The organism is Bradyrhizobium sp. MI1.10, from assembly GCF_055811035.1.
In genome coordinates this window covers 210,139-228,915 of the sequence record NZ_JBVVPN010000008.1, presented here as the reverse complement: position 1 = coordinate 228,915, position 18,777 = coordinate 210,139, and the positions used below count along the sequence as shown (strand labels likewise).

The following is an 18,777-nucleotide window of genomic DNA, read 5'->3' as shown; positions in this document are numbered from 1 at the left end:
GACGTGGTCGAGCTCATCAGCCAGATCGCGGGCCAGACCAATCTTCTGGCGCTCAATGCAACGATCGAGGCGGCGCGGGGCGGCGCCGCGGGGGGCGCGGTGGGGGGGGGGGGGGCCGCCGGCCCCGGCCGGGGCGCGCCCGCGCCGGCGGGGGGGGGGCCGCCCCCCCCCCCCACGCCCTTGCGCGACAACGCCATCACGTCCTGCACGCCGTTCAGATACTCGGCCCACGCCGTGCTCCATTGCCCATAGAGCGAGCGCTCCTCGGCGGAGGTGATCAGCGGCTCGTAGACCTTGCGGGTCTGGTCGATGCGCGCGCGCAGCGAGGCCAAGCGCTTCTCGGCGGCGTCCTTGCCCTCGACGCTGTCCTGCATCAGATGCAGACGGAGCGCCACGCGCAGCTCGTTGATGTCGGCGCGAAGCGAGCCAAGCGCGCGCACGCTGGGCAGCCAGCTCTCCGCAATCTCGACCGTATGGGAATTGATGTTCTGCATGGTGCCGATCGCCGTCACGCCGACACCGGCGAGCGAAAGAACGAGGACCGACAGCACGGCCAGAAGCTTGAAGACGATCGACAATTTCGACATCACGACAAATCCCGATGTTACCTGACAACGCGCAAATCATTTGCGCCGTGATCGCCACGACGGTGGCGAGACGGATGTCAGTTCAACAATGCTGGCTGGTTCTTATCCCGTGAGATTGCACACATAGTCGCAAGCAGGCGTTAACAGGGACCTACGTAAAATTACGGGACACTTCCGACAGTCGCTATTTCTCATGCAACCATTTGTTGCAGCTCGCAGCCACCTCATGCTGCCACGCGCAGCGTGTCCGCTTGCGCCGCAACATGCGACCAACGCGGCAGCGGCTGTCACGCCACCCGTACCGATTCCAGGAAGCGCGCGACCTCGCTCTTCAGCCGGTTGCTCTCCTGCGAAAGGGATTGCGCAGCCGAATGCACCTGCGCCGAGGCAGCCCCGGTTTCGCCTGCGCCGCGCTGGACGTGGCCGATATTCGCTGAGACTTCGGAGGTGCCATTCGCGGCGTGCTGGATGTTGCGGGAGATCTCCTGCGTGGCGGCGCCCTGCTCCTCGACCGCGGCCGCGATGGTCGACGAGATCTCCGACATCCGCGCGATGGTGTCGCCGATCTCCTTGATCGCCCCGGCTGAGTCTTGCGTTGCGGTCTGGATCGCACCGATGTGCTGGCTGATCTCGCCGGTCGCTTTCGCAGTCTGCTCGGCGAGCGCCTTGACTTCAGTCGCGACCACGGCAAAACCCTTGCCGGCCTCGCCCGCTCGCGCCGCTTCGATCGTCGCGTTGAGCGCCAGCAGATTGGTCTGGCTGGCGATGGTGTTGATCAGCTCGACCACGTCGCCAATGCGGGAAGCGGCCTTGGTCAGCTCGGCGACGCGCGCATTGGTGCGCTGGGCCTGCTCGACGGCGACATCGGCGACACGCGCCGATTCCTGCACCTGACGGCTGATCTCGGAGATCGAGGAGGTCATTTCCTCGCTCGCTGAAGACACCGACTGCACGTTCGCGGAGGCCTCTTCGGAGGCGGCCGCCACGACGGTGGCAAGCCCGTTGCCGCGCTCGGCGGCCTGCGTCAGCGTGTTCGAAGACGCCTCGAGCTCGGTTGCAGCCGATGAAACAGTATCGATGATCTCGCCGACCGCGCCTTCGAAATTATCGGCGAGCCGGTGCATGTCGGCCTTACGCTGCTGGCGCCCGCGCGCCTCGGCATCGATCTGCTCGACGCGCAGCCGCTCGGCCTCCACCATGTTGGTCCTGAACACCTCGACGGCACCGGCCATCTCGCCGATCTCGTCCCTGCGCCCGATGCCGGGAACGGAAATCGAAAGCTCGCCGCGCGCAAGCCGCGTCATCGCACCGACCATGCCGGCAAGCGACTTCGAGATCGAACGCCCCAGAAGGAAGCCGACTGCGGCGAGCACTACGACGGTGACGCCGAAGGCGACCATCATCCATATGCGCACGGCATCGCGGGTCGCGGCTTCCCCAAATTCGGCCTGCTTGTACAGGCCTTCAACTGTATTGCGTACCTCGACCATACCCGGCTCGAGCTCGCGGAAGGTCTTCATCATGCTGGCGTCAAGGGCGGCGCTCTGCCGTGCAGTGTCGGCCCACGCCGCGAACTCGGACTGGTATTTCTGCAGCTTGGCCGTGATGTCGTTCATCACCGCCGTAGGGACCGCGACAACCTCTATCGCCTTGGAGAATTCAACTGCGGCCTTCTTCATCTCGGCGATGTATTTTGGGTCGCGCCGCAGCATGAAATCCTTCTCATGCCGGCGCATCATCAGCATCCAGCTCGTGGACCTGGGATCGTCGATCTCCTTGAGCTTGGCCTCAATGTCGTGCACGGCGGCGCGGAGCGAGCCGGAGAGGCCCAGCGTCTCGTTCAGGCCGAGCCGGGTCTCCGCGGCCACCAATGCGCCGAAGTCCGACGCGTATCGCTTGAAGCCGTCATGCGCCTGCTTCATCCGGTCGGACAGCGCGCCCATGCCGCCGGCCGCAACCAGCCGCTCGATCTCCTCGAAGTCGCGGTTGATCGGGCCGATCAATTCGGCATGGGCCTTGGCGTAGCTTTCGTTGCGGCGCTGCTGGAAGTTCTTCTCGTCCCGGCGAGCCTCCAGCATCTCGATCGAGAGCTGCTTGTCGATGTCGGCGATCGCACGAGCCCGGTTGGCAATCTCGCGAGAGGCGTCCTGGGAGAGACTGCCGATCTCGTAGATCGCGCCGAAGGCGACGAGGCCCAACAATCCGAACAGTCCGATCGCCATGACCTTGTGGGCGAGGCGAATGGAAGGGCCGCTCATGAGTGTGCTCCAATACGTCGATACGCAATACGTGAGGGCGACTCAGCGCCCGGAATATTGCGGGGATCATGACTGCATCGGTTTTCCGGAAAGTTAACCCTGCGCGGTCTTCGTCGCGGCGCCGCAATATGCACGCGCGCAAACGCCGCGCTTCTACGCGCGGCGGTTGCAGTTCTCTCAGAGATATGCGCCCGTCAGGCCGCGCGCACGGTGTCGAGGAATTTTCCGACCTCGAGCTTGAGGCGGTTGCTGTCGCCCGACAGCGACTGCGCGGCTGCCAGCACCTGCGACGATGCCGAGCCGGTTTCGCCCGCGCCGCGCTGCACGTCGGTGATGTTGGACGAGACCCGATGGGTGCCTTCCGCCGCCTGCTGCACGTTGCGGGAGATCTCCTGCGTCGCCGCGCCCTGCTCCTCGACGGCCGCAGCGATCGTGGACGATATCTCGGACAGCTTTTCAATGGTGTTGCTGATGGCGCTGATGGCGGCGACCGAGTCCTGCGTCGCGGCCTGAATGCCCGAAATCTGCTGGCCGATTTCGCCGGTCGCCTTTGCGGTCTGCTCCGCGAGCGCCTTCACTTCGGAAGCCACCACGGCAAAGCCACGACCGGCTTCGCCCGCGCGTGCCGCCTCGATGGTGGCATTGAGCGCCAGCAGATTGGTCTGGCCGGCGATGGTGTTGATCAGCTCGACCACGTCGCCAATGCGAGCCGCCGCCTTGGACAATTCGCCGACACGGTCCGTTGTGGTGCGGGCCTGGGTCACCGCCTCGCTCGCGACCCGCGCCGATTCCTGCACCTGGCGGCTGATCTCGGTGATCGAGGACGACAGCTCTTCGGTCGCAGACGCCACCGATTGCACGTTGGTCGAGGCTTCCTCCGAGGCTGCTGCAACCACGGTCGTGAGCTGTTGCGTGCGCTCGGCGGTCGAGGTCAGCGTCGTGGCCGACGCTTCGAGTTCGGTCGAGGCCGACGACACCGTGCCGACAATCTCGCCGACGGCGCCTTCGAAACTGTCGGCAAGCCTGCGCATCTCGGCCTTGCGCTGCTCGGCCGCCATCTGGTCCTGCCGCATCTTGGCTTCCGCTTCCTCGCGCGCCTTCTGCTCGGATACGGTCTTGAATTTTTCGACGGCACCGGCAACGCCGCCGACCTCGTCCTTGCGGCCGAGGCCCGGCAGCACCACAGCGAAGTCGCCGCCCGCGAGCTTCTCCATCGCGACAGTCAGGGCGCGCATCGGACGGGCAATGCTGAAGATCGAGAAGACGCACGCGCCGATCAGGACCAGCGCGACCAGCACGCCTGCGACGAATGACGTCCGCGCAACGGACGCAGCCTCTGTTTCCGCCGCCGTGCGCGCCTCTGCACTCTTATGCTTGGCGAAGTTCGTGATCTCGTCGGCCAGTTCCGATATTTCCGCGTTGGTCGGCATCAGCATCTCCTTGCGGATGCGGATGATTTCAGCGGTCAGCTTTGCCAATTGCGTCGCCGCTTCGCCGTCCTTCCTCGACTCGAGCGCGAGCTCCTGCTTACGGATCGCCTCGATCTGCTGCTCGCCTTTCTGGAAATTGCCAATCAACACGGTCAGGCGGTCGATACGTTTGTGGTTCTCCGGCGATTGCGAGAGCCCTGCCATTTCACCGGAAAACTTAAGGGCAGCCGTCTGGCGGTCGTTGAAATAGCTGGCGGCCTTCTGCAACTCGGCAGGCGAGGACGAGGTCAGGATGTCGCGAATGCCGATCTGCATGCCCCGCACCGACGCCTTCGCTTCTGCGGCGTTTTGCGCGATCGCCTGCTGTCCCGATGCGCTATTGTTGAGCTTCTGGACCTCGGCACTTCCGCTCATCTGGAGGAGGATCATCAGCGCAACGAGCGCGAGGGTCAGCGCCGAGGTGATGGCGAGTTTGGTGGCAATTCGCAGATTCTGAATGAACATCATCGAAAACATCCCCGGGATACGCATTGTCGCGGCGAAGCGCGCGAACAGCCTTGGAGGCTAGTCTGCGAGCTTTCCATTAACGTTAAGCGCGAGGCGATGCCGCTTGAGTAAAAATACTGAATATGTCGCTCAATTGCCGGATTATCGCAACCATCCCGCGCAATCGGAACACGCCTCGCGAATTTGCCGCGTCACGTGCGTTAACGTCAATCCCAGTGCGCGGGCGCGTCGTCGCTCAGCAGACGAACCCGATCTCGCGTTCCGCTTGCGCTGCGCGATGCCGCGTCACGCTGCGCGCACGGTATCGAGGAAGTTGCCGACTTCGAGCTTGAGACGGTTGCTGTCGCCAGAGAGCGACTGGGCCGCCGCCAGCACCTGCGACGACGCCGAGCCGGTCTCGCTCGCCCCGCGCTGCACGTCGGTGATGTTGGCCGAGACCTGATGGGTGCCTTCCGCCGCCTGCTGCACGTTGCGGGAGATTTCCTGTGTCGCCGCGCCCTGCTCTTCCACGGCCGCCGCGATCGTGGAGGAAATCTCCGAGAGCTTCTCGATAGTGCCGCTGATGTCCTTGATTGCGCCGACCGAATGCTCGGTCGCGGTCTGGATGCTGGCGATCTGCTGCCCGATCTCACCGGTGGCTTTCGCGGTCTGTTCGGCGAGTGCCTTGACCTCGGAGGCGACAACCGCAAAGCCGCGACCCGCTTCGCCGGCGCGCGCGGCCTCGATGGTCGCGTTGAGCGCCAGGAGATTGGTCTGACCTGCGATCGTGCTGATCAGCTCGACCACGGCGCCGATCCGCGTCGCCGCCTTGGACAATTCGCCGACACGCTCGGTGGTGACACGCGCCTGGCCGACAGCTTCGTGGGCCACGCGGGCCGATTCCTGCACCTGCCTGCTGATCTCGGTGATAGAGGACGACAGCTCCTCGGTCGCCGACGCCACCGCCTGTACGTTGGCGGACGCCTCCTCGGAGGCCGCAGCAACCATGGTCGTGAGCTGCTGCCCACGCTCCGCAGTCGATGTGAGCGTCGACGCCGAGGCTTCCAGCTCGGTCGCTGCCGAGGACACGGTGTCGACGATCTCCCCGATCGCGGCTTCGAAGCCGTCGGCCAGCTTCCGCATTTCCACCTTGCGCTGCTCGGCTGCCCGCTTCTCGGCCGCAGCGTGATCGCCGCGCATGCGTTCGACTTCGAGGCCGTTTTGCTTGAAGACTTCAACGGTCCGTGCCATCTCGCCGACCTCGTCACCTCGGCGGGTGCCTGGTACGACCGTCGTGAAGTCGCCATTGGCGAGCCCACCCATCGCAACCGAAATGGCTGAAAGCGGCTTGAGGATCCGGCCAAAGGTGATCCAGAAACTGAGGCCAGCGAGCATCACCGAGGCGCAGAGCAACACGACCGTGAAAGCGAAATTACGAGTGCTGACTTCTGCCTGCATCGTGGCTTCGCGGTCAGCGGCCGCGCCAATGGCTTCACCGAGCTTCAGCACCGCATTGATGCCGGCAGTGGCCCGCGTGAAGTACTCGGGTCCCGTGATCTTGTAGTCCCCGGCTTCGCCACCGGCGAGCACAAGCGCCCGCGTTTCACCGTAGAGTCCAAAATAGGACTTCTCGACCTCCGTCATCGCCTCGCCGATCTGCAGGGCGAGGTCCGAGCGCAGCCGCACCGGCAATACGGTGTCCCATGCGAGCTCGACCTTGGCCCGCAGCGCCGAAAGGCGCTCATAGCCCTCCATCCCGAGCTTCGCACGCGCACCGACGACACCGGCCAGCAGGGCCCGCTCCCTTCCGGCATTCTCGGCCATCTGAGCTGTCAGATGTCGCAAGCCGATGAGCTGCGCCAGCCTTGCCACGGGCGGGCTGGTGAGAGTTTCGAGCGTCAGCCGCAAGCGGTTGCTCGCGACGTCGATCACCTCCGTAATCGTTGGCGCGAAGCCATCGACGAGGTCAGGTTCGCGTTCGACGCGCGGGCGCGACATTCCCACGTCGGCCTTCTCACGCAAGAGACGCAGCGCCTCGAATTTCGTCGCTGCGTCCGCAATCTGTCTTTGCCCCGCCGCCATTTCGGGAATCGCGCTGATATCGAGGATGGCTTGCCGAAAGGCCTCGTCGGCCGTCGCGCGCGCCTTTGCGATTTCGGCACGGCGCTCGGGGCTGACGACATCAGGAGACTTCAGCACGGCGTTGGTCAGCCCGCGTTCAATCGCCCAATGTCCTGCGCTGCGCAGCAGCAGCTGGGCAACTGCATTGACCTTCAGGAATGCCCCGGACTCTCGCCTCTTGAGGATGGCCTCATAGGCGATGAATCCGGCCGAGGCCAACCCCAGCAAGACCAGGGCAGAGATGATGATCGGCAAGATCGTGCCGATCCGAACATGTCCGAGCCGACTCCACGCGCTGGCGGCCTGAGTTCGGGCCTGATGATGTGCAGGGCTCAACATGGTACGTTTTCCCCGAAGGAAACACGCAGCCAAGTCCTTGCCGGCTGCATGGACGTTGATCGCCCTTGCCGGAGAATCTAGTCCTCGTGTTTTCGCATTCTGGTTAACGGGAGGGTTCGGAGAAATACTGAGATTTCAGCCCAAATAGTTGAAATCGAAGGGGTAATTTCGCGAGCAAGTTGTAAATTTCAGCTTGAGGTCGCCGCTGTTTGTTTTTGCAGCCGACGTTCGCCGAAGGCGTGCGCGAGACGTTCGCGGCGACGATCGGGTGCAAAAACGCCCGCCTAAGGAGGCAGGGCGTCTTCCGAACTGTCCGGAACGAGGTTCTTAGGCGGCGCGCACGGTGTCGAGGAATTTGCCGACCTCGAACTTGAGGCGGTTGCTGTCGCCCGACAGCGACTGTGCCGCTGCCAGCACCTGCGAGGATGCCGAGCCGGTTTCGCCCGCGCCGCGCTGCACGTCGGTGATGTTAGACGAGACCTGATGGGTGCCTTCCGCCGCCTGCTGCACGTTGCGGGAGATCTCCTGCGTCGCCGCGCCCTGCTCCTCGACGGCCGCAGCGATCGTAGACGATATCTCGGACAGCTTTTCGATGGTGTTGCTGATGGCGCTGATGGCGGCGACCGAGTCCTGCGTCGCCGCCTGGATGCCCGAAATCTGCTGGCCGATTTCGCCGGTCGCCTTTGCGGTCTGCTCGGCCAGCGCCTTCACTTCGGAAGCCACCACGGCAAAGCCACGACCGGCTTCGCCCGCGCGCGCGGCCTCGATGGTGGCATTGAGCGCCAGCAGATTGGTCTGGCCGGCGATGGTGTTGATCAGCTCGACCACGTCGCCAATGCGAGCCGCCGCCTTGGACAATTCGCCGACACGGTCCGTTGTGGTGCGGGCCTGGGTAACCGCCTCGCTCGCGACCCGCGCCGATTCCTGCACCTGTCGGCTGATCTCGGTGATCGAGGACGACAGCTCCTCCGTGGCCGACGCCACCGACTGCACGTTGGTCGACGCCTCCTCCGAGGCCGCAGCAACCACTATCGTCAGTTCCTGTGCCCGCTCCGCCGTCGAGGTCAGCGTCGAGGCCGACGCTTCGAGCTCCGTCGCGGCCGAGGAGACGGTGTCGACAATCTCCCCGACGGCAGCTTCGAAGCCGTTCGCGAGCTTGTGCATCTCTGCCTTGCGTTGCGCGGCTGCGACCTGGTCCTGCCTGATCTTGGCCTCGGCATCCTCGCGCGCCTTTTGCTCGGATACGATCTTAAATTTCTCGACGGACGCGGCGACGCCGCCAACCTCGTCCTTGCGGCCGAGGCCCGGCAGCACCACGGAGAAGTCACCGCCCGCGAGCTTGTCCATGGCAACCGTGAGCGCGCGGATCGGCCGCGCGATGGTCAGGAAGGACATTAGCCATGAACCCACGAGGACGAGCACGGCGCACGCACCGACCACCATGCCGAGACGCTCGCTCGCGGCCATCTCCTGGGTCGCGGCAGCGATTTCTTCCTCGCCTTTGTGCTTGGCGAAATCGGCGATCTCGCTGGTCAAATTATCCAGTTGCGTCGCAAGCGGCAGCGTCACCTCACGGATCTGGCGCGCGCCTTCCTCGGAAATCTTGGCCGCGCGCGCGGGGTCCGTGGCCGCAACGGCAATGGCCTCGCTGCGAAAAGAGGCGTTCTGCTGTGCGCCCTTCAGGTAATCGGCGGACGTAGACCTGAGCTTCTCCATCCGCGCGCGATTTTCCGGGGAGTGCGTCAATCTGAGCATGGAATCGATGACGCCGTTCAGCGCTTTCGACCGCTCCAGCAGAGTCTCGCTCGCCTTTTGCAAGTCACCCTGATTGTTGGCGAGACGCATGTCGCGTACAGCGAGCTGCATGCCACGTATTCCAAGCTTGGCTTCGGTGGCCTCGCGCACCAATTCCTGCTGCGCAATTGCTGCTTGGTTGGAATGACGCACGGTGTTGTTGCCGATGACCTGGCTCGCGATCATGGCGCCGACGAGAATAACGCCGAACACCGAAGCGAGCGCGAGCTTGGTACCAATTTGTAGATTCTGGATGAGTCTCGACATGAGGGCGTTTCCCGGGATGCGCGGCCAAGTCATTGTCGGCCGCCCTCGGCGTTGATCGCCCTTGCCTAAAAACTGAGCTTCAGGTGTGGTGATCCGGTTAACGGCCGCCCCCGGACAAATACCGGCTTCGCCGGGAAATCCCTTGAAAAATGGCACGGTCCGCGCGCTTAACAGGTTAACCACACGCGGCGGTAGGATGCCCGATTTTTAGCCAGTGCGACCAAGGGCTTTCTGGCTCTCGCCGATCAGGCTGATCCGGAACACCGGCTCCTTGTTCTCGTCGAGCAGCTCCATGCGCCATTCGGCGTCCTGTTTCAGGCCGCGTGAGATGCCGCCGAGCAAATTGGCACAGACTTCGGTCATCTCGGTCCAGGCCGCGGCGCGGTCCTCGAACTCATATGGCTGGTCGGCAGCACCGGAATAGCGGCCCGTGCTGATACGGAAGAAGTACAGCGACATCGTTGAACCCTTTGATCGGGCCGCGCCCCCCGGCCGTACGCAAACTGGGGCGCGAACAGCTACCAACGCATGAAAGCCGCCGTCCGTATGACTACGGCGCGGCGGCTTCGTGTTTGATGGCAGCTCTCAACGACAAAGTGCGCGGACTGTCCCGCGCAGCCAACTCACTGGGTCGAGCGGCGCAGCTCCAGCGGGGCGTCGTCCCTGGCGGGCTCCGATTTAACTTGCGGCTTCACCGGCTCGAGCCGGCTGCTCTCGACGCGCGGGGTCTCGACACGCGCGGCGACTTCGGTGTTGGTCGCGCCGACCGAACCCGTGTGTTCCGAGGTGCGCAGCGAGCGCGGCCGCGCGACGGCGCGCGCCATCAGCATCTGGTTGCCGCCTTGGTGATGGAAGTCGCAATAGGCAAAGCCCATCCCCGACACCGAGCCGCGGAAACTGCGATCGTCGGTCTTTTCAAGATTGAAACAGGGCTCGAACGGAATGCCCTTGATCGAGGCGCAGACGTTCTGGCCGCGGATCTGAAGCGTGTTGCCGGGCAGACGGAGATGTTTCACCGGACCTGCACCCGAGAACTGCACGGCGCCGGCGGCGCCGAGGTCGTCCATGATGCGGCCAGCCCCGCGGGTGCCGTCAAAGCAGGTGAAAGCAAACACCTTCCCGGCGACGAAGCGGCGCGCCTCATCGGCGTTCATGCTTCCAGCAATGGCCGGCGCAAACGTCGCTACCGCCGTGACCGCCCCCAACACAATACGCGCAAGCATGCTCAACTCCGAACCAACCCCGCAGCGGGCTATGCCTTATCTCTTTACCCGCTGCTTACCATACTAACCATGGCGACATTGAAGCAGCATGGTTGGTAAAGTCTGAACGCCGTTAGAGAATTTTTACAACGGTGCGACCGCGGACCTGGCCGGCCAGGATTTTCGCGCCCCACTCCGGAACTTCGGAAAGCGGAATTTCGTGAGTAATTTCAGCTAGTTTTGTCCGATCCAGATCGGACGCCAGGCGCTGCCAGGCGGCTTTCCGCGGCTCGATCGGGCACATCACGGAATCGATGCCGAGAAGGCACACCCCGCGCAAAATGAAGGGCGCGACGGAAGACGGCAGGTCCATGCCGGCCGCCAAGCCGCAGGCCGCGATCGCGCCGCCATACTTTGTCATCGACAGGAGATTTGCGAGCGTGGTCGAGCCGACGCTGTCGACGCCACCCGCCCAGCGCTCCTTGGCGATGGGCTTGGCGGCCGCTGACAATTCGTTGCGGTCGATCACCTCAGTCGCGCCGATCTCTTTCAGATAGTCCGCTTCGGACGCACGTCCCGTGGAGGCGATGACGTGATAGCCGAGCTTCGAGAGCACGGCGGTCGCAACCGAGCCGACGCCGCCCGCCGCGCCTGTCACCACGACCGGACCGCTGTTCGGCGACACTCCGTGCTTCTCCAGCGCCAGCACGGACAGCATCGCGGTGAAGCCGGCGGTGCCGATCGCCATGGCGTCGCGCGCCGACAGGCCCTGCGGAAGAGCGACCAGCCAGTCGCCTTTCACCCGCGCCTTCTCGGCATAGGCGCCGAGATGGGTCTCCCCCATGCCCCAGCCGGTGCAGACCACTTTATCGCCCGCCTTCCACTGCGGATGCGAGGACTGCTCGACGGTGCCGGCGAAATCGATGCCGGCAATCATCGGAAAGCGGCGCACCACCGGCGCCTTGCCGGTGAGCGCAAGGCCGTCCTTGTAGTTCAATGTCGACCATTCCACGCGGACGGTGACGTCGCCCTCCATCAGCTCGGCTTCGTCGAACTGCGTGAGCTGCGCGGTGGTGCCCTTGTCCGCCTTGTCGATCCGGATCGCCTTGAACGTCGCCACAGCAAAACTCCCTGACTTGTTTCAGGGGATGTTTAGCCGATCAGGCAGGCTGCGCAACCGCCCGCTGGACCGGTTTTTCCACGATCGGAAGATTGATCAGCGCCGAGAGCACGCCGAACAGGATCGAGAGCCACCAGATCGGCGTGTAGGAACCGAACCGCTCGAACACAATGCCGCCGAGCCAGACGCCGAGGAAGCCGCCGACCTGATGGCTGACGAAGGCGAAGCCATAGAGGGTGGCGAACCAGCGCGTGCCGAACATGATCGCGACCAGCGCCGAGGTCGGCGGCACGGTCGACAGCCAGGTCAGGCCGGAGACCGCGCCGAACGCAATCGCCGAGAATGGCGTGATCGGGAACGAGATGAAGGCAAACGTCGCAAGCGCGCGGGTGAAATAGATGCTCGAGAGGATGTAGCGCTTGGGAAGTGAGTTCTGGAGATAGCCGACGCTGAGCGATCCCATGATGTTGAACAGGCCGATCGCCGCGATCACCCAGCCACCGATTTGCGTGGAGATCCCGTTATCGACCAGGAAGGCCGGCAGATGCACCGTGATGAAGGCAAGCTGGAAGCCGCAGGTGAAGAAGCCGAGCACAAGCAGCACGTAGGAGCGATGGCCGAAGGCTTCCGCGAGCGCTTTGGTGAAGGTCTGCTGGTCCGCAGGCGCCGCGTTTGCCGTGCTTGCGACCGGCGGCGTCGAGAGCGCCAGCGCCAGCGGGATGATCAGCAGCATCAGGAAGCCGAACACGGTGAGCGCCTGCTGCCAGCCGAAATTGTCGATCAGGGCCACACCGATCGGCGCGAACAGGAACTGCCCGAACGATCCCGCCGCAGTGCCGGCGCCAAGCGCAAGTCCGCGCTTCTCGGCCGGCAAGAGCTTGGTAAATGCCGACAGCACCAGATTGAACGAGCAGCCGGCGAGACCAAAGCCGACCATGACGCCAGCGCCGATGTTGAGCGACAGCGGCGTCGAGGAATAGCGCATCAGGAGCAAGCCGCCGGCATAGAGCAGAGCGCCGACGCACATCACCCGAAACAGGCCGAAGCGATCGGCGACCGCGCCGGCGACGGGCTGGCCCAGTCCCCACAGCAAATTCTGAAACGCGATCGCGAGGCCGAACACGTCGCGGCCCCAGGCATATTCATGGCTCATCGGCTGTACGAAGAAACCCAGCGCCGAGCGCGGCCCGAAGCCGAGCATCCCGATCGCGCAGCCGCAGAGAATGATAATCGCCGGCGTGCGCCAGGAGGAGGAACGGGAGACCGAACCGAGCTCGCCAATTTGTGCCGACATGCTGTTCCTCGTGCGTCGTCGCGGATTCGCAAATGGCAGCCGCGAGTCAGCTCGTTTAATGCATCTGCATGAAAACCCCAAGTCAAAAACGATTGCATTCCGCGAAGAGCTGACGCGGGAGCATTGCATTTCCTCGCGGCCTAGCCCGACGCGCCGGGCACCTGACTTGACGGAAATGTGTGCGGCGACATCTGGCGGCCCGCCGCGCGCCGTGTTATCTATGATTTACTCAAGTTGAGCATATTGACAGTCGACCGGCCGCTCGGCCGGATTTCTCAGGCCATAAATATACTCAAATTGAGTACAACTGACATACTCGGGAGGCTTGGATGCCGCTAACTGGAATTTACGGCCCCGACGACTTTGCCAACCGGCCGCAGGGCCACGTCATCTCGCCGGCACGGCCCGGGCAGGCGCGAACCGGACCTCCGCTGCCGATGCCTTCACTGGAATGGACGCCGGAGGTCGAGCGAGCCACCTCACCGCTTTACGAGCGCGTGAAAGATGTGATCCCGCCGATCGAATGGCCGCTGATGGCCCCGACGATCAAGGCGATCAACGAGATCAAGAAAGCGCGGGGCGCGGTGATCCTCGCGCACAATTACCAGGCGCCGGAGATCTTCCACTGCGTCGCCGACATCGGCGGTGATTCGCTCCAGCTCGCGGTCGAAGCCACCAGGGTGAAGGCCGGCATCATCGTCCAGTGCGGCGTGCACTTCATGGCGGAGACGTCGAAACTGCTCAATCCGGACAAGACGGTGCTGATCCCTGATACTCGCGCCGGCTGCTCGCTCGCCGCCAGCATCACCGGCGCCGACGTTCGCCTGCTCCGCGACAAATTTCCCGGCGTGCCTGTCGTTGCCTATGTCAACACCTCCGCGGAGGTGAAGGCCGAGGTCGATATCTGCTGCACCTCGTCGAACGCGGTTCAGGTGGTCGAGAGCCTCGGCGCGCCCAGCGTGATCTTCCTGCCCGACCGCTATCTCGCCACTTACGTGGCCTCGAAGACCGACGTGAAGATCATTGCCTGGAAGGGCGCCTGCGAGGTGCACGAGCGTTTCACCGGCGCCGAGCTGCGCAGCTACCGCGAGGCCGATCCCTCCGTTCAGATCATCGCCCATCCCGAATGCCCGCCGGACGTGCTGGCCGAGGCCGACTTCACGGGCTCGACCGCGCACATGATCAACTGGGTGCGCGAGCGGCGGCCGCGGCGGCTGGTGATGATCACGGAATGCTCGATGGCCGACAATGTGCGCGCCGAGCTGCCCGATGTGGAGATGCTGCGTCCCTGCAACATCTGCCCGCACATGAAGCGCATCACGCTCGCCAACATTCTGGAGAGCCTGCTGACGCTTCGCGACGAGGTCACGATCGATCCCACGCTTGCGGACCGCGCAAGGCGCTCGGTCGAGCGGATGATCAATCTGAAGAACTAGCAACACACACAGCGGTCGTCCCGGCCTAGTGCGCAATTGCGCACGGGGGGCCGGGACCCATAACCACCGAACGCCGCCGGTTGCAAAGAACAGCGTCAGGCAGCTGAGCCAAACAACAGCTGCTGCGGAGTATGGGTCCCGGCCCCCCGTGCGCAATTGCGCACTAGGCCGGGACGACAGCTGAGAGCTTGGAGAAAGCTATGACAACAAACACCATCCACCCTCTCGCCCGCAGCGCCGACGATGTCGTCATCGTCGGCGGCGGTCTCGCCGGACTCTTTTGCGCATTGAAGCTCGCGCCGCGGCCGGTGACATTGATCTCGGCCGCGCCGCTCGGACAGGGCGCGTCATCCGCATGGGCGCAAGGCGGCATCGCCGCCGCAATAGCTGAAGGCGATACGCCGGAAGCGCACGCCGCGGATGCGATCGCCGTTGGCGGCGGCATCGTCGACGAAGCTGTCGCATTGGAAATCGCGCGCGAGGCCGCGCCGCGGATTCACGATCTTCTCGCCTATGGCGTGCCGTTCGACCGCGATCTCGAAGGCAGGCTCGCCGTCGGGCGCGAGGCCGCACATTCGGCGCGGCGTATCGTCCATGTGCGCGGCGACGGCGCGGGCGCCGCCATCATCGCAGCCCTGAGCGAGGCCGTGCGGCGCACACCATCGATCCGGCTGATCGAAGGCTTTGTCGCCGAAGCGCTGTTGACCGAGGACGGCGCTGTCATCGGCCTTCAACTGCGCGAAGTCCGCAATTACGCCGCACGGCCGGTCCTCCTCGCTGCGCGGACGGTGGTGCTCGCCACCGGCGGCATCGGCCATCTCTATGCCGTCACCACCAATCCGCGCGAGGCCAGCGGATCCGGCCTTGCGATCGCCGCACGCGCCGGCGCGGTCATTGCAGATCCCGAATTCGTGCAATTTCACCCGACCGCCATCATGGTCGGCCGCGATCCCGCGCCGCTCGCCACGGAAGCCCTGCGCGGCGAAGGCGCGACGCTGATCAACGGCCGTGGCGAGCGTTTCATGGCGGCGCGCCATCCGCTCGCCGAGCTCGCACCGCGCGACATCGTGGCCCGCGGCGTGTTCGCGGAGATCTCGGCCGGGCGCGGCGCCTTCCTCGATGCGCGGCAGGCGCTGGGCGCACGTTTTGCCGACAGGTTCCCGACCGTTCATGCAAGCTGCATCGCCGCCGGCATCGACCCCGCCACGCAGGCCATCCCGATCGCACCGGCGGCGCACTATCACATGGGCGGCATCGCGGTGGACGATCGCGGCCGCAGCTCGATCGACGGGCTCTGGGCCGGCGGCGAAGTGTCGTCCACCGGCGCGCATGGCGCGAACCGGCTTGCGTCGAATTCGCTGCTGGAGGCCGTGGTCTACGCCGCGCGCATCGCCGACGACATCGCCGGCCGCACCACTCCCTCGCCCGCACGCCTTGCGGACGTGCCGACGCCGCAGGACGGCGCGCCGGATGCTGCGGACGTGAACCGGCTGCGGACGCTGATGAGCGCGCATGTCGGCGTGATCCGCAATGGTGAGGGGCTTGCGGAGGCGGTCCACAGCTTCGCCGCGCTCGAATGCGAGGCCGCGAGCATCGCGGTCCGCAACATGGCAACGGCAGCCCTGCTCGCGGCGGCGTCGGCCTGGAACCGGCGCGAGAGCCGCGGCGCGCATTTCCGTTCCGACCATGCCGCGGACGTGCCCGCGCTCGCGCAACGCACGATGACGACGCTCGCAGCAGTGCGCGAGATCGCGGACAGCCTGAGCGAACGCCCGACACCGCGCACCGCGCAAGCCCTGATCGCCTGATGGAGTCTGCCATGATCACCCCGCTCTCTCTGCTCTATCCCGACGCCTTCCTCTCCCCGCTCGCGCTCGACGAGGCCGTGCTGCGCGCGCTCGACGAGGATCTCGGCCGCGCCGGCGACATCACCTCGCTTGCGACGATCCCCGAGGCAACGAAGGCGCAAGCGATCCTGGTCGCACGGCAATCCGGCGTGATCGCCGGCTTGGCGCTGGCGCTCGCCACCCTGCAAAGGCTTTCGCCCGACATCGAGATACGCGCACATGTTCGCGACGCTGCGCGCGTCGCCCGCGGGCAGCAGGTGCTGACGATCTCGGGGCCGGCACGCGCCATCCTCACGGCGGAGCGGACCGCGCTGAATTTCGTCGGCCGCCTGTCAGGCGTTGCGACGCTCACGGCGGACTATGTTGCGCGCACCGAGGGCACCCGGATGCGGATCTGCTGCACGCGAAAAACCACGCCGGGATTACGGGCGTTGGAGAAATACGCGGTACGTTGCGGCGGGGGCTTCAATCACCGCTTCGGGCTCGACGACGCGATCCTGATCAAGGACAACCACGTCGCGGTCGCCGGCGGTATCCGCCCCGTGCTGGAGCGCGCCCGCGCCCATGCCGGCCATCTCGTCAAGATCGAGATCGAGGTCGACACGCTGACGCAGTTGCGCGAGGTGCTCGACACCGGCCTTGCCGACGCCGTGCTGCTCGACAACATGGACATTGCGACGCTGCGCGAGGCCGTTGGGATCAACGAGGGACGCCTCAAGCTGGAGGCATCCGGCGGCGTCACCCTGGGCTCGATCGCAGCCATCGCGGCGACCGGCGTCGACTACGCCTCATCCGGCGCACTGACGCATTCGGCGCCGAATTTCGACTGCGCGCTGGATATCGAGATGTGAGGCGGACTTCCCTCTCCGTCATGGCCGGGCTTGTCCCGGGCATAACGAATTCTTGTGAACGCCTACCTTCGCTCGGTCGTGCCCATCTCGGCGGAGCTCTTGGCTTCCTGGGTGAGTTCGGCGGAGAGCGCGGCGGTCTGCGCCGGCGTGCCCCAGCTCGGTTCCTCGCTGCCGTCGCCCCAGGCGCGTGGGCGATAGAAGGTGTGGACGCCGGTCTTGTACATCTTCTTCATCTCGGCGACCCAGGACGGGCGCACCCAGTAGGCGTGGTAGTGCGTGGACTTGCCGACCTCGGGCAGCCAGATCTGGCCGTCGAGCATGGCCTTCGAGATCTTTTTCGCACGCTCCCACATCTCGGGCTCGCGGATCACGTCGGCATTGTTGTCGCAGGCAAAGGTGAACTGGCAGGCGAGATGCCGGTGCTTGTTCTGATAGACGGCGCCGCACACCGTGTCCGGATATTTGCCGGAGAACACGCGGTTCATCACCACCTGCGCAACCGCCATCTGACCGCGCACGGCTTCGCCGCGGGACTCGAAATAGACGGCCTCCGCGAGGCATTTTTCGGACTTCGCGCGCGACTTGTCGTCGAGCGCGAGCCGTTCCGCCGGCGATCTGGCGCGCTGGTTGTCGACGTTGACCTCACCCTTCGGCGCGACGCTCTCGCCGCTTTCGATATCCTTCGCAATATCCTCCGACGGCGGCGACAGCGAGGCCGTCACCTTCATGTCGGGGTCGGGCATCACGATCAGCGGCTCCGCACCCGGTTGCCAGCTCTCGATGCTCTCGACATTGCCGCCGAGCGAGGAACTGCCGAAGAATAGGTTCGAGGTCTTGACGCGGAACGGATCGCGCGGCGGTGCAGCCGGAATGGTGGCCTGCTTCAGCGCTTCGAGCGGCTGGAGCGCGATCGAGCGCGCGGCGTCGCTGGCCTGTGGCGCATTGGTGTATTGCGGCAGCGGCGGCGCGCGCAGCGCCTCCGCGAGTTCGGGATCGAGCGCGGCCGCGGACTCCGGCGACATCGCCTGTGGCAGCGCGACGGTCTTGGCGCCGAACACCGAGCTGTTCGACGTCGCGGGATCTTCCTGCGTCGGCGCTGCCGTCGGCGCGCCCGCTTCGGGAGCCTGCGTCGGTGTGACCGTTGCGAGGCGGTCACCCTTCATCGAGCGATCGACCTTGGGAAAATCGGCGGCCTGGTAGCGCGGCGGCGCCTGCAGCGCCGGATTGCGGCTGATCGCGCCGGTGACGTCGCGGCCGTCGAGGCTCGCGAGACGAACCATCGCGCTCTGCGGAGCCGAAGTGCCGATCGGCCGGGAAAAACTGTAAGTGGCCAGCTGTATGGAGGACGCAGCAGAGAATACCTGCTTCTGCCAACGCTCCGCGACGCCGGGTTGGCGCGCCAGCAGCGAGGCAATGTCCTGATAGCCGGTCTCTCTCGGCATCAATGCGAAGATGCAGAGACCGATGCCGAAGGACGCGAACCGCGCGCCCTTCGGATGGGTACGCAACAAAAACATCGATACGCTCACGCTACGCTTACGCTAGAAAAATCGAGCCGCAGTACATCCGTGCAATTCGATCTTTATCGTGAGTATCTAATTTAGGTTGCCGGGGCGTTAATCGGCGTTGCGCATGCGGCACACGCAAGCAATCGCAGGTGTTTTCACGGGGCGATGATGCGCATTGGTAAATGCGCCCTCACGCGACGCGGTAAACAATTGGTCAACGCGAATGGTGAAGGAACT

The 18,777-nt window shown here is 64.9% G+C and carries 12 protein-coding genes and 2 pseudogenes; 4 read left to right on the top strand and 10 right to left on the bottom strand.

Annotation, left to right across the window (positions count from 1 at the left end; all coding sequences use genetic code 11):
- Positions 1-93, top strand: a pseudogene (locus tag AC0L3K_RS11500) (methyl-accepting chemotaxis protein); the annotation flags it as partial.
- 77 nt (positions 94-170) lie between these two features.
- Here AC0L3K_RS11500 and AC0L3K_RS11495 read toward each other — a convergent pair.
- From AC0L3K_RS11495 to AC0L3K_RS11455, 9 genes and pseudogenes are all read right to left on the bottom strand, one after another.
- Positions 171-587: pseudogene (locus AC0L3K_RS11495) on the bottom strand (MCP four helix bundle domain-containing protein); the annotation flags it as partial.
- A 287-nt stretch (positions 588-874) separates the two neighbouring features.
- Complete coding sequence (locus AC0L3K_RS11490) at positions 875-2,845, bottom strand: methyl-accepting chemotaxis protein (protein WP_219678684.1); 1,971 nt, start codon at positions 2,843-2,845, stop codon at positions 875-877.
- A gap of 194 nt (positions 2,846-3,039) precedes the next feature.
- On the bottom strand, positions 3,040-4,782 hold the full coding sequence (locus tag AC0L3K_RS11485; RefSeq protein WP_473366013.1) for a methyl-accepting chemotaxis protein: 1,743 nt from the start codon (positions 4,780-4,782) through the stop codon (positions 3,040-3,042).
- Between the two features lie 285 nt (positions 4,783-5,067).
- Positions 5,068-7,221, bottom strand: coding sequence for a methyl-accepting chemotaxis protein (locus tag AC0L3K_RS11480; protein ID WP_246649621.1), 2,154 nt, complete (start codon positions 7,219-7,221; stop codon positions 5,068-5,070).
- Between the two features lie 327 nt (positions 7,222-7,548).
- Positions 7,549-9,282, bottom strand: a complete 1,734-nt coding sequence (locus AC0L3K_RS11475) for a methyl-accepting chemotaxis protein (RefSeq protein WP_473366012.1) — start codon at positions 9,280-9,282, stop codon at positions 7,549-7,551.
- A gap of 207 nt (positions 9,283-9,489) precedes the next feature.
- On the bottom strand, positions 9,490-9,741 hold the full coding sequence (locus AC0L3K_RS11470; protein ID WP_007594936.1) for a DUF6894 family protein: 252 nt from the start codon (positions 9,739-9,741) through the stop codon (positions 9,490-9,492).
- A gap of 164 nt (positions 9,742-9,905) precedes the next feature.
- The gene (locus tag AC0L3K_RS11465) at positions 9,906-10,505 is read right to left on the bottom strand and encodes a hypothetical protein (RefSeq protein ID WP_007594937.1); all 600 of its coding nucleotides are present in this window, start codon (positions 10,503-10,505) and stop codon (positions 9,906-9,908) included.
- 112 nt (positions 10,506-10,617) lie between these two features.
- On the bottom strand, positions 10,618-11,604 hold the full coding sequence (gene acuI / locus AC0L3K_RS11460; RefSeq protein ID WP_219684675.1) for an acrylyl-CoA reductase (NADPH): 987 nt from the start codon (positions 11,602-11,604) through the stop codon (positions 10,618-10,620).
- Positions 11,605-11,644: 40 nt separating this feature from the next.
- The gene (locus tag AC0L3K_RS11455) at positions 11,645-12,898 is read right to left on the bottom strand and encodes an MFS transporter (RefSeq protein ID WP_473366011.1); all 1,254 of its coding nucleotides are present in this window, start codon (positions 12,896-12,898) and stop codon (positions 11,645-11,647) included.
- Positions 12,899-13,227: 329 nt separating this feature from the next.
- Here AC0L3K_RS11455 and nadA point away from each other — a divergent pair, with 329 nt between their 5' ends.
- The 3 genes from nadA (at position 13,228) to nadC (ending at position 17,032) form a co-directional block, all read left to right on the top strand.
- Positions 13,228-14,334 carry a quinolinate synthase NadA gene (gene nadA, locus AC0L3K_RS11450; protein WP_473366010.1) on the top strand — a complete coding sequence of 369 codons (1,107 nt, stop codon included), beginning with the start codon at positions 13,228-13,230 and terminating at the stop codon, positions 14,332-14,334.
- A gap of 200 nt (positions 14,335-14,534) precedes the next feature.
- Positions 14,535-16,142, top strand: a complete 1,608-nt coding sequence (locus tag AC0L3K_RS11445; protein WP_473366009.1) for an L-aspartate oxidase — start codon at positions 14,535-14,537, stop codon at positions 16,140-16,142.
- 11 nt (positions 16,143-16,153) lie between these two features.
- Complete coding sequence (nadC, locus tag AC0L3K_RS11440; RefSeq protein ID WP_473366008.1) at positions 16,154-17,032, top strand: carboxylating nicotinate-nucleotide diphosphorylase; 879 nt, start codon at positions 16,154-16,156, stop codon at positions 17,030-17,032.
- Positions 17,033-17,094: 62 nt separating this feature from the next.
- Here nadC and AC0L3K_RS11435 read toward each other — a convergent pair whose 3' ends face one another.
- Positions 17,095-18,549, bottom strand: a complete 1,455-nt coding sequence (locus AC0L3K_RS11435; RefSeq protein ID WP_473366007.1) for a cell wall hydrolase — start codon at positions 18,547-18,549, stop codon at positions 17,095-17,097.
- Positions 18,550-18,777: the final 228 nt, after the last annotated feature.

Coding starts and splice junctions, on each gene's coding strand:
- AC0L3K_RS11490 (WP_219678684.1), bottom strand. CDS start 2,845: ATGAGCGGCCCTTCCATTCGCCTCGCCCACAAGGTCATGGCGATCGGA.
- AC0L3K_RS11485 (WP_473366013.1), bottom strand. CDS start 4,782: ATGATGTTCATTCAGAATCTGCGAATTGCCACCAAACTCGCCATCACC.
- AC0L3K_RS11480 (WP_246649621.1), bottom strand. CDS start 7,221: ATGTTGAGCCCTGCACATCATCAGGCCCGAACTCAGGCCGCCAGCGCG.
- AC0L3K_RS11475 (WP_473366012.1), bottom strand. CDS start 9,282: ATGTCGAGACTCATCCAGAATCTACAAATTGGTACCAAGCTCGCGCTC.
- AC0L3K_RS11470 (WP_007594936.1), bottom strand. CDS start 9,741: ATGTCGCTGTACTTCTTCCGTATCAGCACGGGCCGCTATTCCGGTGCT.
- AC0L3K_RS11465 (WP_007594937.1), bottom strand. CDS start 10,505: ATGCTTGCGCGTATTGTGTTGGGGGCGGTCACGGCGGTAGCGACGTTT.
- AC0L3K_RS11455 (WP_473366011.1), bottom strand. CDS start 12,898: ATGTCGGCACAAATTGGCGAGCTCGGTTCGGTCTCCCGTTCCTCCTCC.
- nadA (WP_473366010.1), top strand. CDS start 13,228: ATGCCGCTAACTGGAATTTACGGCCCCGACGACTTTGCCAACCGGCCG.
- AC0L3K_RS11445 (WP_473366009.1), top strand. CDS start 14,535: ATGACAACAAACACCATCCACCCTCTCGCCCGCAGCGCCGACGATGTC.
- nadC (WP_473366008.1), top strand. CDS start 16,154: ATGATCACCCCGCTCTCTCTGCTCTATCCCGACGCCTTCCTCTCCCCG.
- AC0L3K_RS11435 (WP_473366007.1), bottom strand. CDS start 18,549: ATGTTTTTGTTGCGTACCCATCCGAAGGGCGCGCGGTTCGCGTCCTTC.